Annotated in this window: 15 protein-coding genes; 11 read left to right on the forward strand and 4 right to left on the reverse strand. The window is 40.0% G+C overall.

Annotation, left to right across the window (positions count from 1 at the left end):
- Nucleotides 1-90 precede the first annotated feature (90 nt).
- Entirely contained in the window at nt 91-1,263 is a 1,173-nt protein-coding gene (locus HMPREF1519_RS05860; RefSeq protein WP_037611454.1) for an MFS transporter, read from the reverse strand.
- Between the two features lie 229 nt (nt 1,264-1,492).
- Nucleotides 1,493-2,335 carry a DegV family protein gene (locus tag HMPREF1519_RS05865; protein WP_022495858.1) on the reverse strand — a complete coding sequence of 281 codons (843 nt, stop codon included), beginning with the start codon at nt 2,333-2,335 and terminating at the stop codon, nt 1,493-1,495.
- 126 nt (nt 2,336-2,461) lie between these two features.
- Between HMPREF1519_RS05865 and HMPREF1519_RS05870 the strand changes: the two genes are divergently transcribed.
- The 11 genes from HMPREF1519_RS05870 (at nt 2,462) to HMPREF1519_RS05920 (ending at nt 11,880) form a co-directional block, all read left to right on the forward strand.
- A complete protein-coding gene (locus tag HMPREF1519_RS05870; protein ID WP_002885959.1) occupies nt 2,462-3,031 on the forward strand; it encodes a TetR/AcrR family transcriptional regulator in 570 nt (189 codons plus the stop codon).
- Nucleotides 3,032-3,241: 210 nt separating this feature from the next.
- Complete coding sequence (locus HMPREF1519_RS05875; RefSeq protein WP_225998797.1) at nt 3,242-3,985, forward strand: CPBP family intramembrane glutamic endopeptidase; 744 nt, start codon at nt 3,242-3,244, stop codon at nt 3,983-3,985.
- A 40-nt stretch (nt 3,986-4,025) separates the two neighbouring features.
- Nucleotides 4,026-4,661 (forward strand): copper homeostasis protein CutC, encoded by a 636-nt coding sequence (locus HMPREF1519_RS05880; RefSeq protein WP_037611455.1) that lies wholly within the window; start codon nt 4,026-4,028, stop codon nt 4,659-4,661.
- 123 nt (nt 4,662-4,784) lie between these two features.
- On the forward strand, nt 4,785-5,057 hold the full coding sequence (locus tag HMPREF1519_RS05885; protein ID WP_022495855.1) for a hypothetical protein: 273 nt from the start codon (nt 4,785-4,787) through the stop codon (nt 5,055-5,057).
- Between the two features lie 119 nt (nt 5,058-5,176).
- Nucleotides 5,177-6,424: a DUF4767 domain-containing protein gene (locus HMPREF1519_RS05890; RefSeq protein ID WP_022495854.1), complete on the forward strand. Its 1,248-nt coding sequence runs from the start codon at nt 5,177-5,179 to the stop codon at nt 6,422-6,424.
- Between the two features lie 129 nt (nt 6,425-6,553).
- Nucleotides 6,554-7,393 (forward strand): DUF4300 family protein, encoded by an 840-nt coding sequence (locus HMPREF1519_RS05895; protein ID WP_037611456.1) that lies wholly within the window; start codon nt 6,554-6,556, stop codon nt 7,391-7,393.
- A gap of 49 nt (nt 7,394-7,442) precedes the next feature.
- Nucleotides 7,443-8,192, forward strand: a complete 750-nt coding sequence (locus HMPREF1519_RS05900) for a CPBP family intramembrane glutamic endopeptidase (protein WP_037611457.1) — start codon at nt 7,443-7,445, stop codon at nt 8,190-8,192.
- A gap of 177 nt (nt 8,193-8,369) precedes the next feature.
- The gene (locus HMPREF1519_RS05905) at nt 8,370-9,413 is read left to right on the forward strand and encodes a FecCD family ABC transporter permease (RefSeq protein WP_037611458.1); all 1,044 of its coding nucleotides are present in this window, start codon (nt 8,370-8,372) and stop codon (nt 9,411-9,413) included.
- 4 nt (nt 9,414-9,417) lie between these two features.
- Entirely contained in the window at nt 9,418-10,173 is a 756-nt protein-coding gene (locus HMPREF1519_RS05910; protein WP_037611459.1) for an ABC transporter ATP-binding protein, read from the forward strand.
- 20 nt (nt 10,174-10,193) lie between these two features.
- Nucleotides 10,194-11,210, forward strand: a complete 1,017-nt coding sequence (locus HMPREF1519_RS05915; protein WP_002885936.1) for an ABC transporter substrate-binding protein — start codon at nt 10,194-10,196, stop codon at nt 11,208-11,210.
- A complete protein-coding gene (locus tag HMPREF1519_RS05920) occupies nt 11,191-11,880 on the forward strand; it encodes an alpha/beta hydrolase-fold protein (RefSeq protein ID WP_037611460.1) in 690 nt (229 codons plus the stop codon). Before HMPREF1519_RS05915 ends, HMPREF1519_RS05920 begins: the two co-directional genes overlap by 20 nt.
- 293 nt (nt 11,881-12,173) lie before the next feature.
- On the opposite strand, the gene HMPREF1519_RS05925 is transcribed toward HMPREF1519_RS05920, so the two are convergent.
- Together HMPREF1519_RS05925 and HMPREF1519_RS05930 are read right to left on the reverse strand one after the other, a co-directional pair.
- Nucleotides 12,174-13,055: a diacylglycerol/lipid kinase family protein gene (locus tag HMPREF1519_RS05925; protein ID WP_002886150.1), complete on the reverse strand. Its 882-nt coding sequence runs from the start codon at nt 13,053-13,055 to the stop codon at nt 12,174-12,176.
- A 103-nt stretch (nt 13,056-13,158) separates the two neighbouring features.
- Nucleotides 13,159-14,184: a DUF389 domain-containing protein gene (locus tag HMPREF1519_RS05930; protein WP_002886227.1), complete on the reverse strand. Its 1,026-nt coding sequence runs from the start codon at nt 14,182-14,184 to the stop codon at nt 13,159-13,161.
- Nucleotides 14,185-14,413 lie beyond the last annotated feature (229 nt).

Raw genomic sequence — 14,413 nt, forward strand, 5'->3', positions numbered from 1 at the left:
TCGTATTTATAAGTAGTATTCATTTGCTACACACAAAAACCACCCCACAAGCTACAACTTGTGGGGCATTTTCTTATATTATTTTTTCACTTACAAAATAACGTCTGTTTTTTCAACTTTGTAGAGGGCTATTCCCATGATTAGGGTCAAGACGAGAAGAATTAAAACAGCAGGGGTCCAAGAGTTAAAGAGTTGTTTACTTGAGCCGAATAGGACTGGTCCAAGGGCCGCAAAGATATAGCCTCCGGTTTGGGCTAAGCCTGATAGTTGGGCTGTTTTTTCAGGGGTGCTAGCCTTCATTGAAAAGGCAACCATCATGTAAGGGAATAGGACACTAGCAGAACTTCCGATTAAGAGGTTAAGGACTAACCAATACACAAAGCTGTCTGTATTGACTAGGAGCATGGCAACTCCGATGAATCCTGCTAGGACGGTAGTCACTAGCATCAAATGGCGGTTACGATCAGAAAGTTTAGTGATTAGGCTAGGAACGATCATAGAGAATGGAATACTCGTCAGTGTGAAAACGGACGCTAGAATTCCGGCATTGGCTTCGCCGACACCGGCTTGAGTAGCCATGGTTGGAAGCCAAGTGATAGTGGTGTAGAAGAAGAGTGACTGTAATCCACCGAAAATCATGATGGCCCAGACTTTGCCACTCTTATACCAACTGCTTGAATTATCGCTAGTAGCGGTATCTTGTTCTAAATAATGATTGTGACGGACATTGGGGAGCCAAACCACAAGAGCCAAGGCACAGACTGCTGTCAAAACCCAGACCAAGCCTTGCCATGAGGTTGCCTTAGTGATTGGAACGGCTACCGATGAAGCCACAGCTGTGGACAAGCCCATGGCTGTAATGTAGAGTGTGGTTAAGAATCCTAACTGATTTGGCTCATTAGCCTGAATTAGGCTTGGGAGAAGGACGTTGATAAAGGCAATTCCAGCTCCGACTAAAAGCGTTCCCACATAAAGAAGAGGGAGATTGACAGTACGCAGAGCAGAACCAAGTGTCATCACAATTAAAACACCGAGGAAGAGTCTTTCGATACCAAAGCGTTTGGCCCAGCTGGCCGCAAATGGCGAGAATATCGCAAAGGTCAAGAGAGGCAGACTTGTCAAGAGACCGAGTGAACTGACCTCAACACCTAGACCTGAAGCAATGTCTGATAAGACAGTGGACAAAGTTGTGAACGGAGCCCGCAAAACGATCCCTAGAAGAAGGATTCCAGGGATTAGAAAATGTGAATGTTTCTGTTTCATAAAGCTTCTCCATGTTTAATAAGGGTATTCAAATTTATAAGCATATGACACTAATGCGTCACTTCCATCTTACCATAAAAGATGGAGGTAATGAAAGCGATTACGCTAGATTGTCGCAAAGAAAAAGAGAGAATCTTTAGTTATAAAATTTTATTCTACTGATTATCTAATAACATCATTTTATTTTAAAAAGGCTGAACATCTAGTCCAACCTCTTTTCGATATTTTCTTAAATTTCATAGCCCATAAGGAGTCCACCTTCTTCGGCATAAAAACTACAAAGTCCAGAAGTAGGAAGGACTTCGATGCTTGCTTGGGCAAATTTTTCACGAACCAATGCAGAGAATTGCTCGATAAATTTGTCATTGTTGCGGTGGGCAATCGTAATATGTCCACCTGTATAACCGGCCTTGATCAGTTCATCAAAGGCAGCTTTGATAGCTTTCTTTTGGCCACGAGCTTTTTGAAGCAACTCAAGGGTACCCGTTTTACTAGCTTCACCGACCATACGGATATTGAGGAGTCCAACAACGGTGCCAACCAGTTTGCTTAGACGACCATTCTTCACCAAATTATCAACTTTGGCTAAAACAAAGAGCAACTTAGTCTTAGTTTGGTAAGCTGTGATGGCATCAAGGACTTGGTCAAACTCAAGGCCTTCAGCAACTAAGTGATTGAGCTTACGAACGAGCAGGTCGACCTCGCCACCAGCTGATAGGCTATCAATGACGTGAATCTTGGCATCAGGATGTTCTTCAAGATAAATTTTCTTTGCGATTTCAGCACTATTATAGCTACCAGAAAGAGTTCCAGTGATTGTCACGACGACGATATTGTCCGCCCCTTCAAATGACTTCATATAGTCATCAGGACTTGGACAAGCAGATTTTGAAGCAGTTGTAGTCGCATACATCTCCTCCATCATTTGATCAATATTGAGTTGGGCATCATCCCTGTAAATGGTTTCGCCCACTTGGATAGTCAAAGGAACACTGACAAACTCCGTATCTGGTGCCAGATTGTCCAAAGAACGGTAGTCACAGCCTGAATCCGCAATAATTTTCCATTTCATAGGTTTATACCTCATATCTGCTTAATGTACATTGACAAGTGTTTTGTCTTCTTTTACAATTTTATCATGAAGTGCATTGCTATCATAGTAGATCTCATCAGGTGTGACAGATAGAAAGTGAATGTTATGGCAGAAAGAAAAATCTCAGAGAAATCCTTGGAAAATCTGAAACGATTTAACCAAGAAAACAAGGCAATTACACGAGAATCCATCGAAATTTCTCTCCTGCAATTGTTGGAGAAAAAAGACTTTAAAAAGATTACCATATCGGAACTGGTTGAGCGTGCAGGCGTATCCCGTGCTGCCTTTTACCGCAATTATGGTTCCAAGGAAGAGATTTTGAAGTCTATTTTTGAGTCTAGTATTGCAAAAATTACTAAATCTTTAGATGGCTATAATCTCAAGACAGATCTCTACCAGGTTTGGGTTTATCTCCTTAAGGAAGTCAAAAAAGAAGCCAAAATCATCAGTCTTGCCATTGATTACAATTTTGAGCAAGTATTGACCAAGGCTGTTTATGATTTTTTGGAAAAACGAAATGGTAGCTCATCAAATGGTGCCGGTAGCTACCTTAATTCCTTCTGGAGCTCGGCTATTGTTTCAGTAATTTCCAAATGGGTCAAGGATGGCATGAAGACCCCAGCAGAAAAGATTGCTAAGCTCGGCCTTCCCCTTTTTCCACATAAGAAGAAGTAGTAATCGCTAAGAGGTGGTTGTTCAGTAAGCTGTCATTGTGTCTAATTAGCCCATAAAGTATAAAAGAAGGATGAGGTAAGAAGTGATACTTATAGCAAAGCAGTGTATTGAAAGGAAGATATGATAAATCGACTAATAAGGAAACCCATTTTAAGTTGTTCGCTGATTTTTATCGTCTGCTCTCTAACTAGGCTCTTTGAATATTTCTATATGAGGACGGATGAAACTTTCTTATCTGAGAACTTTTTACATAAGCTTTTTGGAATACTTTTATTGTGGGGAATTCTTTCAATTAGCAAATTAAGATGGAAAGATATTGGTTTCACTTCTGACGGCATCGTGAGTGGTATAGGGAAGGGGCTACTTTTTGGCTTAGTATGCTCCATCTTTGCATATGCCATTGAAAGTTTTACCCTCTTTTTTCTTCATGGCAATGTTCACTTATCCTTTTATGCCAGTAGTTTTTCCTTAACAAACGAAAAAGGATCACAAGCAGGCATCTTATTTATCATGTTAAGTGTGTTGTTTAACCTGATAAATGTGTGGATGGAAGAAGGAGTTTTTCGCGGCCTTTTCACAAAAATTCTTGAAGGGATTTCTTACCGCAAGAGTCTATTCTTTATAGCCTTCCTATTTGGAATATGGCATTTGGCAATGCCCTTAAGAGATTATCTTCAAGGAGAATCGTCACTCTTAAGTCTTATTGTTATGGGATTTGGCTATGTTATCCTAGCGGGAATGATGAGTATCAAATGGTCTTTACTTTACAAAATGACAGATTCCTTGTGGCTAGGACTAGGAGATCATCTTTTCAACAATCTTGCTTCAAATCTTGTCCATGTGGTTTCTAATTCTGAAGTGGATAGTTTGCAGATTGTGAGAATACTGCTGTGGCAGTTGTTGTCGTTTGCTATAGTGTTATGGGTTTATCAAAAAACTAAAAAGAAAAACTGATAGTCAATCCCTTGCTACTACAACTAATAGGAGGTTCAGTATGCCAATTTATGAATTTTGTGCAGAGAATGTCACTCTCTTAGAAAAAGCCTTTAAAGCTGGTGCTCAACGCGTGGAGTTGTGTGATAATCTGGCTGTCGGAGGCACGACGCCTTCTTATGGTGTCATAAAGGCAGCCGTTGAGTTGGCCAAGGATTATCAGGCTAAAGTGATTGTAATGATCCGTCCACGAGGAGGCGACTTTGTCTATAGCCAGCAGGAATTGGCTATCATGCTAGAAGATATCAAGTGCGCGCGTGACTTGGGTGTTGATGGCTTTGCACTTGGTGCTTTGACTTCAGAAAACCAACTTGATACAGAAGCTCTTAAGACCTTGCTAGATGCCAGTCGAGGCTTAGAGGTTACCATGCACATGGCCTTTGACCAGATTCCTAAGGCAGACCAGTCTAGTGCTATCCAGTGGCTTAAGGACAACGGTGTGACGCGTCTTCTCACCCGTGCTGGGACTCCCGAGACTGATTTAGAATCACGCTTGAAACGTTATGCAGAATTAGTTGGGCTAGCAGAAGGTCAGTTGGAGATTTTAGCCGGTGGAGGTATCTCCTTGGATAATCGTGACCAATTTCTTGACATATCTGGTCTTGACCAAGTTCATGGAACACGTGTCGTCTTTTAGATATACATTGGAACCAGTGACTTAGCTCGGTTCCTTTTTGTTTTTTGCCATGGAAAGGCACTTTGCTTTTCTAGTCATTCTTTGATAAGCTATTACTATAGCATTAAAAAAATTGGGGGATGTATGTTAGATAATTTGTTAAAAAAGAACCCTGTCTTGGGTGTCATTCTTTATCCGTTATTAGGGTTAGGAGCTATTTGGCTTGGTCACTATTACTCACAGAGCCTTTCACTATTGGAAAAAACGGGTGGTCAGCTTAAGGTTAATACTTTTGTTTACATTGCCTATCAATTAGGTGGGATCAAACTCGTCATGGGTTTCTTTATTCTTTTAGCGCTTTTCTTTTTCTATCTGGGCTATACTTACTTTAAAAAACTTGGCAATACTCAGAAATAAGGACCAAGTTTATATACCAACTGCGGCTGCTTGCTTGCAGTTTTTTCTTTTCTAACGGGTCAACAAGAATGCCTATTTTATGCTAAAATGAAACTATTACATTTCAAAAAGGAGATGAGATGAAAGCAGAAGAATGGTTAACCTATTTTGTAAAGATTTATGGACGTCGCCCAAAGATGACAGAGGTTGACGAGGCGATACAAAATGGCAGTCTCTTGGCCAATCGAGCAGAGGTAGAGAGCTTATTGTTGGCATCTAAGAAAAGCTTTTGGCAAACCTTAAGTCAGTCTATTGTGACTCATAAGGTCGCAGCGTCAGTCCTTGCAGTTTCTTGTATGACGCTTCTTGGTGGTGGTGCTATTTTTGCTTGGCATTCTCATCATTCACAAGCTCAACAGACGTCATCCCTTGCGGTAGCTTCGTCAAGTAGTCAGAGTGGTCAAACGTCTTCCTCAGACAAGTCCAAGCAATCGAGTTCTAAAGCTTCTGAGTCGTCTTCAAGTTCTAGTTCTCAAAGTCAGAGTGCTTCATCGGAGGCTAAAACGCCTGCTATGGATGTGGAAGCCATTCGAAATGGTGATTTTTCAAGCATCGAAGGTGACTGGGTTTCTGACGGTGGTCATGTTGTGACCATTACCAAGTCAGGGCTCACAAAGTCTGAAGAGACAGGAAGTACTGATGGCAAGACTGTTGTTAAAGATTTCAACGGTCAGCCAATGTTTTATTTTGCGGACAATGGTCCAGGACATGGGGTCAATCCTTTTGTGCCTGTGCCGGCCAACCAAGCGGCACCGTCTCCGGATAATTCTGTCAAAGACACAGATCGTCTGGTTCAAATTCCAGAATCTGGAGGACCAGGCGTCGTTTACACATCCTATTACAGAGTGAAAAGCAAGAGCCAATCCAGTCAGACTAGTCAAACCAATACAACAGCCCTTTGGAATAGTGACAAGGCCGCCAAGCTTGCTAGTTACATGGTAGAGTTTGGGCACAAGATGAATCAAGAAAGTTATAGAAGGCTAACACCTAACGGAAGTGATGATTTCTTTGGTGCCATGTCTTTTGCCAAAAATAACCGCATCATTGTAGGTGAAAAGACAGAACAAAATGCCCCAATGACCAACCAACAAAAGGTAGACGTTGCCTTTTCCGAAGATGGTACAGGGACAGCGGACTATCTCATCGTGGACAGTTACGGGTATTCGGGTTCTGCCATGATACTCTACCATTTCACCATCCATAAGGGTCAACCAGTAGTCCTAGTTTCCATGCAAAATCAGGGAAATCCTGAAAACATGTATTACATGTACCCCACCAATAATAAGGATATCCAAGAAGCCTTTGCCAATATTGTGAATGACAAGTAAAGGTTTGGGAGACTAGAAAAACTTTATCTTCAATCTAAAGCCTTGGCAATAAGGCTTTTTCTTGTGGAAAAAGTATCTTGAGAATGAGTAGTCAGTAAAATCTGGTATAATGAAGCCAAGGAGGCGCCTATGAAATATTTGAAAAAACAGACGCTAATGCTTCTATCTATCGCTAGCCTATTACTCGTTAGTTTAGCAGTTTTTGCACATATCCACAAAAAGGAGGAAAAACCAAGCTACTCCAACCTTAATAGCAAGGCCAGTCTCAATGAGGTGCGTTCCATTCTCTCGAAACATTTGGACAAGGGGAGTGTGGATAACTTTATCAATCTGGTTAGGGATTACAATGATACCGTGGGTCCTGTTGGACTTTCTGGGGATTTTGCGCCATTCACCAAAACCGACTATGATGTGGAAAAAATCAGTAGCCTGTGGACAGCCAAGCATGGTGACTTTATCGGCACCAACTGTCGTATCAACACCTATACGCTACTGAAAGGCAAAATTAAGATTCCACAGGTCAAGAGTGATAGTGAGCTCCTTTTCCAAGATAAGGACGCGACTGACAAGGGCAAGCTCTTTGATGCCAAGGATCAGGAAAATTTTGGGATTCTTTTTTCAAGGGTCAAGACTGAAGCCACCCAAGATGTCAAGGTTCACGCCAAGCATATGGAGGATTACTACAAGCAATTCACCTTTGATGACAAGGCACGCATGCTGTCGGTCGTTGTTCATGATAATCTGGATGGAGATTCTCTTTTTGTCGGTCACGTCGGCGTCTTAGTTCCTACGACAGATGGTTACTTATTTGTCGAAAAATTGACTTTCGAAGAGCCCTACCAAGCCATAAAATTTGCCAGCAAGAAAGACTGCTATAAGTATCTCACAACCAAGTACAAGGACTATACCGGACCAGGTCTAGCCAAACCCTTTATCATGGACAATGACAAATGGGTGGATATGGACTAGCTTAAGGTGAGAAGAAGGTTTTGAATAGGCAAGAAAAAGGAAGCAAGATATGAAAAGAAAACAAGCCTTGTTGATTTATCTAGTGGGGACCCTTGGACAGATCTTACTGGTCAGTCTCCTTGTTTGGCTGCTAAGAGTAGGAGGAGTTAGGGTTGATTATGGAACTCCAATTGGCCTCTTTACCCTTATCTTAGGTGGCTTGTCATCAGCCATTTGGGGAGGCTATGTTAGCACCCGCTATCGTCACTCCAGTGTTAAACAGCTTGTCAGAGATTTTTTCCAAGTCAAACAGCCTCTTAGTAACTATTTCTTAGTCCTCATTTTTCTAGGTTTGGATTTTTTACCACTGGTCTTGAGTGGAGGGATGATTATTCAGGCTTGGTATCTCCCCATTATCTTATTTTGCAAAGCCCTTGTCTTTGGTGGTATCGAAGAAATCGGTTGGCGCTATTTTTTCCAGCCTACTTTGCAAGAAAAGTTGACCTATCTAGTGTCCACGCTTTGTACCTTTGTAGCCTGGTCACTATGGCATATCCTCTATTTTTACATTGATGGCTCTCTGGCTACGATTCATTTATTGCCTTTCTTGCTAGGCTTATTAAGCAATTGTTTCATCTTATCCGCTATTTATACAAAGACCAGAAGCCTTTGGCTTTGTGTGATGACACATGCGCTTATCAATGCTTTATCGCAACTGTCATCAGCGGAGAGCCTTTGGTTGTCCCTTGTGATTAAGGTGTTGATAATTCTTCTTGCCATGAGAATTGCTAGTAGCAGTATGGAGAAAGTGAAATCCTAAGCTGGCTTGATTTTCATTGCTTTAGTTAGTTATAAAGTTATAACTTTTAAGAGTAGTTCAATGACTGCTCTTTTTTCTATGTAATACTCAAATGACCTTGCCCATATTTTTGAGGCATGTTATACTAGAAAGGTATTGTCAAAATTTTCTGACATTACAGGTGGAAAGGAGGTGCTAATGCCTTTTAAAAAAACAAAACACTTTGTTTTTTCCCGCTACCTAAGCCTGCTCTGTTTGCTTCTACTTTTACTAGTAGCGTCAGTTTTTGTAGCAGTGTCTTTAGGGGCGGTCACTATAGATATAGGTGATACCTATGGTGTCATCTTCAGTAAATTGGGGCTTCCGATTGCCAGTCATAGCATTGCCAAGCCACTTGAAGCTATTATCTGGAATATGCGAGTTCCTAGGGTTCTCCTAGGGTTAATAGTTGGTGCAGGTCTTTCCATGTCTGGGAGTGTCATGCAGTCAACCGTCAATAATCCGATTGCCGAACCCTATATCCTGGGAATCTCGGCAGGGGCAACTTTTGGAGCAACCTTGGCTATCATTTTAGGCCTTAAGGCTGTGGTAGGCTTGGGTGCCTTTGTGGGGGCTATCCTAGCGACGATTCTTGTCCTAATCATTGCCTCTATGCAGGGGAGAGTGACCACATCTGGCCTGATTTTATCTGGAACGGTTGTCAATGCCCTCTTCATTGCCTTTGCCAATTTTATAATCTCTATTGGAGCGACAGCAGATAGTGTCATGACCATTAAGTTTTGGACCATGGGTTCATTGACAGGAACATCTTGGTCAGATTTGACGCTTCCAGCAGTAGTAGTTGGTTTGGCCTTTCTCTTTTTCTCAACTCAGTATCGTGTCTTCAATGCCATGATGATGGGAGATGAAGCAGCTTTGACTTTAGGGATTCCACTTAAACTCTACTGGTATCTTTACATTGCCATTGTTGCGGTCATAACGGCCGTCTTGGTTGCTAGCTGTGGGATTATCGGTTTTGTCGGCTTGATTACTCCTCATATTGCTAGAAGTTTAGTCGGGACTAACTATCGTAAGCTTTTCCCAGTGGCAACTCTCTTAGGCTCCTTGTTTGTAGTTTGGGCAGATGTCTTGGCTAGAATCCTCGTCAAAAATGCGGAGCTACCTATCGGAATCTTTACAGCCTTGGTTGGCGCACCTTTCTTTATTTATATTGTGACTAAAAATCGTAGGAAGGTGGTTTAGTCTTATGGATGTAAAGTGTAAGGATATTCATTATTCGATTGGAGAGAAAAAAATCCTAAACAGTGTCTCTCTAGAGGTTGAAGGTGGGCAATTCCAGACCATACTGGGACCAAATGGAAGTGGGAAATCAACCTTGCTCAAAACCATTTACCGCCAGTTGAAACCAGATAGGGGCCAGATTTTACTTGATGGAAAATCCCTTGATCAGGTAAGCCTAAAGGAAACGGCAAAAGAAATGGCCGTTGTGACACAGTTTAATACCCTTCAATTTGATTGCACGGTGGAAGAAATTGTCATGCTTGGCCGAACGCCCCATCTTTCCTTTCTGCAAAAAGAATCGGATCGGGACCACTTGCTCGTTCAAGATGCCCTAGACAAGGTTGGCATGTCTGAAAAGAAGGCACGCTATTATTCGTCCCTATCAGGTGGCGAAAAACAAAGAGTCATCCTAGCACGTGCCTTGGCTCAGGAACCCAAACTCCTTTTATTGGATGAGCCTACCAATCATTTGGACATTAAGTATCAGTTGGAGATGTTGGCCTTGGTCAAGGAACTAGACATCAATGTTCTCGCAGTTCTCCACGATATTCAATTGGCCTGTCGTTTTTCAGATTATATCTACTTAATGAAAGGGGGTGAGATTGTTGCCCAAGGTGTCCCAAGGGATGCCATAACCCCACAATCCTTGCAGGCGGTTTATGATGTTCAGAGTCGTATTACTTGGACGGATGACCAGCAGGCAATGATTCAGTATTTATAAGCCTAGGAAAGGAAGGCCTTATGAACAAGAAAACATTTCGTATCGCATTAATCGCTGCAGCAGTCCTCACATTGACAGCATGCAGTTCTACATATAAAAACAGCACATCATCGTCATCATCAGCAAAAGAAACGGTGAAAAAGACCAAGTCAGAAACCCAGTATCCTTTGACTGTCAAAACTTATGACGATAAAGGAACTGAGCTAGATCAAGTCTTCAAAAAGGCACCAGAAAAGGTTATCACCAATAACCTTTCATCAACTGAAATCTTGATTGAGCTTGGTTTGAAAGACAAAATTGTCGGTATGCTTAACCCTGACAATGAAGTAACCGATAAATATAAGGATGACATTGCTTCAATCCCACATATCGGTGATAAGAAAACAATTTCTCAAGAAGCCATCTTGGCTTACGGACCAGATGCTCTTATTGGTCGTAATATGATGTTCTCAGACAAGTCAATGGGAACCATCAGCACATGGAACAGCAACGACATTCCTGTTTATACCCAAAAAGCTTCTGTCTCAACAACCAAACAAGATTTGAATAATATCATCGAAGATGTTAAAAATATTGGTGACATTTTCAACGTCCAAGACAAGGCAGACAAGTATGCGGGACAACTTCAAAAGCGTATCGACGCTGTTAAAAAGAAAAACAAGTCTTCTGACAAAGACTTGAAGAAGGCTCTTATCATGTGTGCCTACAACGATGAGACCTTTGGAACTTACAAATCTGCCCTTCAAGAAAGCATGCTCAATCAGCTTGGTTATACCAATGTTGCGACAGGAACATCAGATTTGACTCTGGAAAATCTCGTGTCAATGGAACCAGAATTGATTATCTATGTAACCAGTGACCGTAATAAGGCCATGGACAAGGAAGCAACAGACAAGATGGAAAAGAACGCTGTTCTTGAAAATGTTCCAGCCGTTAAAAACAAGAAAATCATGACTATTTCTTATGATGAGCTTATGGATTACGGTCCATCTGTGATTGATTCTCTTGAAAAGGTTAATGACTTTGTTAATAAATAAAGACTTTGTCTGCCATGACATTCAGGTTACGGTTGCCCTTCCTGAGTCTTATGATTTCAAGAAGGCTTATCCAGTTGTTTTTTTGAACGATGGGCAGCTTGAGTATCTGGGAAAAATCGCAGATTCTGTTATCCTGGTTGGGCTTGAACCTCAGAATCGCTTGGATGATTTTACGCCTTGGCAGGCTCAGGCTCTGAGACCTGGAAGCCCTGATTTTGGCGGTAAGCTAGCCAGCTATCATGACCATCTATTTGGCCATATTTTCAAAAGCATCGCACAAGAGTTTCGACTGGATGAAAGTCGCATGGCTTACGGAGGCTATTCGCTGGGTGGTTTGGCTGCTATTTCCAGTCTTTATAGCAGTGATAAGATGCCTTTGATCTTCTCCATTTGTGGATCCTTCTGGTATCCAAATTTTGTAGCTTACTGCAAAGCCCACCAGCCCATCAATAAGTCTTGCTCGGTCTATTTACGTAACGGTTTGACCGAGGGGGCTAATCATAAGAATAGATTGGCCAAAGCTCCTAGTTATGCCAAAGAAGTGCATGAACTTATCAAAAAACAGAGCGTGTCTACTTATTCAGCATTTGACCCCTACGGACATCATGACCATCTCCAAAAAAGATATGACGCTTTTTCGGATTGGTTGATTGAGCAGTGGAAGCTTTAGTTTTAACATGGTGTAAGAAAGAGCACTAGACAGACTAAAAAAGTAGTGAAGAAAATTCCGACGATGGAATCTCTTCACTACTTTTTGTTATGCTCGAAAACTACCATCACAGTTGATGCTTCCGAAAAGTTTTTAGACATGAATCAAAAGACGCCTTAACTCTGTATATTAAAGGTAATTTATTTACCTTTGACTTATATCCTAACTTCAAAAAGGACAGGACTATTATTGTTGCTGATGCAGTAACTTATATAATTTAAAACTTTTTTGTTGGAGAAGTAGAAGGGAAAAAACTATACTTTGGTGCCTGAGAATACTTCGATATGGTTCCCTAGTATTTTTATATCTACTGGAAGATTATCCGATTTGTCTCCATCAACATCTGACTCTAACTCAACCTCTGAAGAAATCCTAATATTACGCGCTTTGATATATTCGATATTATCGTTACCTACTAGATCCCCTTTTAACAAATCTGGGATAGTCGATAATTTAGAAATGATGGATGCATCTTTTAAAATCAAGATATTTCCATATCCATCTGTATTTTCATCAAATAGTTTTTTGTCTGCATAGTAATTAGATAGAAGAACTAAGACCTGACTAGCTTCACCTTCATAATTGCCATTTTCGCTTTCAATACGAACATTAAATACATCGTCTTCTACAACGGACTTCATCGTATTGATTGCATATGCAAAGATACCGTACTTTGTTTTATCTTCAATATCAACGTTATGAATAGCTTCTGGTAAAGATCCAACACTAAAAATATAGCCAAAATAATTTTGATTAGCTTTTCCAACATCAATGGTTTTAGTAAAATTGAAGTCAAGTTCTTCAATCGCTTGATCAATACTTTGGTTGATTTCTAATAGCTTAGTGATTAAATTACCAGTTCCACCAGGAATAATCCCAAGTTTTGGGATGTGATTTTTTTCAGCAATCCCTGAAATAACCTCATTTACAGTACCGTCTCCACCAAAAACAATTACTGCATCATATTTTTCTTTAGAGGCTTTTTCAGCAAATTGAGTTGCATCTTTGGCTTTTTGCGTAATCTTAGTTTCAACATAATCAAAATACTCTTTAGCCTTATTCTCCAAGATCTCTTTATAATCTAATGCTGTTTCTCCTCCAGAAGTTGGATTAATAATTATCATTACTTTTTTCATTGCTATTTTCTCCTATGGACTACTAGTGACAATACTTTTCAACGGTTTCTTATGCTTATCAAATTAATATCTCACATTACTTGTTGTTATTTGGGGATTCTTTTTACTTATCCTTTTCTATTTGTTGAAGATCATCATCGTTTTTATATTGAATGATGTAGTCGACTAATTCTTTTTCAGTTAATCTATCATTTGTTAATTGTGAAACCTGAATCGAGATATTTTTCAAACCATATTCATTTTGTTTGTTAATGATACCTTGTAACTCAGCTTCTGAAAGATATTTACCTGAAATGGTTAGCTTTAGTGTATTATTTTCTTTACTATATTTCTTTTTCAAAATAGTATGGTTTTCAAATTGATCAGATAGATAATTATTGATAGACTCATTGATTAGCGTATCTCTAACTAAGGTAGTTGCAGAAGCTAAACTTGGAATAATAAGAACAAGCGAGACTAGAATTAATATTTTTCGCATTTTAGAGGCTTCACGATTATGTTTAACATAAGGATTATTAACCATCATCACATTAGTGCCAATATATGTAGCAATCATAATAAAACTGCAGTTAATGGAGAACAAATATGACGCCCCTATCATATACTCAAGATTTCCTGTGGCAATAGAATACCCCACGGTACAAACAGGTGGCATAAGAGCAGTTGCAATGGCGACACCAGGAACAATGTTATTAGCTTCTTTCTTTCGTGCTCCAATAATGCCGGCTAATCCACCGACGAATGCTATTACAACGTCCCAAATTGTGGGCGAAGTTCTAGCAATAATTTCCGTACTTGCATAAGAAATGGGCGAAATTAAAAAATAAAGTGTAGAGGCTAAGAGGCTTACTGCAACTTGAATAAAAAGAACTTTAAACGATTTTTTGAGAAGTTTTGTATCTAATATTGCTAACGCAAAACCTACTCCAAGGATAGGTGTCATCAATGGAGAAATCAACATTGCCCCTATAATTGTTGGAATAGAATTCATATTCAAACCAATAGATGCAATCAATATCGCACACAATAAAGTGGTTAAGTCACTTTTTGATAAATCTAAATCCTCATAGATTTTGTCCCTAAATTCTATGAGAGAATAAAGTTTACCATCCTTCAAAACTTTTTCCATAACAGTACTCCCTCTTTGTTAGTATAGTCAACTTTTTAAGCTCACTCTTTGACGACGTATCTAAATCATTGGTCATTATTATTGTAACTTCTTTACGTGGGCGTGTTTTATATTCTACATTCAATTTGTAATCAATTCACTACTCCATATTAATTTTAAACTCCTACTGAAAGTGATGCAGTGTTTGGTGTATTATTTATACTATTTTGTTAGATACTTACGATTTAAA

Source organism: Streptococcus sp. SR4, assembly GCF_000517725.1.
In the GTDB taxonomy this organism is placed as follows: Bacteria; Bacillota; Bacilli; order Lactobacillales; family Streptococcaceae; genus Streptococcus; species Streptococcus salivarius_F.